This window comes from Cupriavidus sp. 2SB (genome assembly GCF_005503625.1).
Lineage (GTDB): Bacteria > Pseudomonadota > Gammaproteobacteria > Burkholderiales > Burkholderiaceae > Cupriavidus.
Window position 1 is genome coordinate 1 of record NZ_SCMX01000167.1, and the last position, 2,119, is coordinate 2,119.

At 66.0% G+C, this 2,119-nt stretch carries 1 pseudogene; it reads right to left on the reverse strand.

The annotated features are described in order from the left end of the window. A pseudogene (locus FFS21_RS31845) lies at positions 1-2,119 on the reverse strand (RHS repeat protein); the annotation flags it as partial.

Sequence of the window (2,119 nt, forward strand, 5' to 3'; positions counted from 1 at the left end):
AGCGGCACGAAGCTGCCCGGTTCGTAGAGGTAGTGGGTGGTGCGGGCCGCGCCGGAGATGGGGCGGAAGTGCGTGTCGGCCCCCGATTCGGGTTCCTGGCGGCATTCCCAGGCCAGTTGGTCGCCGTCCCAGCCGTAGAGCGTGAAGGCGCAGCCGTGACGCTGGTTGTGTCGGGCCTGTTCGTTGCGCTGGTAGATCTCGCCGTCGAAGGGGTTGGGGATGTAGCGCGCGGTGGAGGATTTGGACAGGCGTCGGCCGAGCGCGTCGTAGCTGTACGTGACTTCCACGTCGGGGCTGCTCCAGCCGGTCAGACGATTGAAGGCGTCCCACGTGCAGTCTTCGCGCACGCCGTTGTGGGTGCGGGTGGCGAGGTTGCCGCGTGCGTCCCAGTCGTAGTGGGTGCCGGCGTATTGCCTGAGCAGGTTGTCGACGAGTTTCGGTGGGCCTTGCAGGCGGGTGTGGAATTCCGGTCGTCCCCTGCTCGGGTCGGCCGCAAAGGTCCGGGTGTCGGGGTCGTGCAGCAGGTTGCCCGCCGGGTCGAAGGCGAAGGTTTCCTGGCCGAGCGCGCTGGTGGCTTCGAGCAACCTTCCGACCGGGTCGTAGCGGTATTGCAGCGTGCCGCGGCGCATGTCGCGGATGTCGGACAGTTGGCCAGCGGCGTCGTAGTGGTACTGGCGGTGCAGCATGCGCTGACCCGCGTGGGCACCAGCCACGGGCGAGAGCGTCTGCTCCAGCAATCGTCCGGCCGGGTCATAGACCTGCGACTGGGCGAGCTGGTTGGGCTGCGTGCGCAGCACCTCGCGGTGCAGGGCGTCGCGCTCGAACTGGATCAGTTCGCGATCGTCGAGCATCACGCCGTGGACGTGGCCCGAGCCGTAGGTCAGCACTTCGATGCGGTGGCCGTCCGGACGGATCGTGGCGATGCGTTCGTTCAGGGCGTCGTATTCATGGCGCCACACGGCGACCACCGGCTCGGACAGCGATCGATAGTGCTGGTGCTCGCGCACCACATTGCCAGCGTCGTCATGGAACCACTGCAGGCGGCTGTCGGCGTTCTCGGCCAGCAGCAGGCGGCCGTTGCCGTCGTAGGCGAAGGTTTCGGTTTGCTGCGGCTGCTCGGCATCGACTGAGCCCGCCTGCCGGCTGACGAGGCGGCCCATCGCATCGAAGCCGAAGGCCGTCTTGAACTGGTCGGCTTCGACCTGATAGTGCAGCGTGCCGGTTTCCGCTCGGTAGACATAGCGCGTGGTGGTGCCGTCGAACCCGGTCTCGTGCAGCAATCTCCCCACGGGGTCGTAGTCGAAGGCGGTACGCGCGCCGTTCTCGTTGATGAGGGTGGTGAGCTGCCCGAGCCTGTCCCATTGATACGCGAGCGTCTGTCTGGCCGCATCGGTGCGTTCGGCAATCTGGCCCGCTTCGTTGTAGCGCCACGTCGTGCGGCGGTGCAGGGCATCGGTGTAGGCGAGCAGGCGTCCTTCGGCGTCGCGTTCGAACCGCTCCATGCGTTCGTCGGGGTGCGTGATGCTTGCGAGTTGCCCGGCTTCGTAGTGGTATTGCGTCACCCCACCGGCGGCATCGGTGAACCTCACCAACTCGCCGCGCGCGCCGTATTGCCACGCACTCGTCTTGCCCGAGCAGTCGGTGTAGCTGGCGAGTTGGCCGGTTGCCGTGTAACTCAGTTGCTTCCTGCCGCCCTTCGCATCGGTGATCTCCACCGGCAACCCGGCCTTGTTGTAGGCGTAGGTGGTCTTGTTCCCGAGCGGATCGATGGCGTCGGTGACGTTGCCCTTGAGGTCATAGTCACGCCGCCACAGGCCGCCTTCGGCGTCGCTCGCCTTGATGAGCTGGCGCTTGTCGTCCCACGCGTAATGCACGGCGCTGCTGTCCGGGCGGATGTGCTCGACCAGATTGCCGCTGGCGTCATAGGCAAACCGGTCGATCGCGCCATCCGTGTGGATGTGCTGGATGACGTTCTTCGCGTCGTCGCGGAAGAACCATTCGGAGAGGCCATCGGGGTGCCGGATGCGATACGTGTAGCCGAGGAGGTCGTAGTAGTGCTGCGTCTGATTGCCGTGGGCATCGGTGACATACGTCAGACGGATGTTCTCGTCCCACGCGA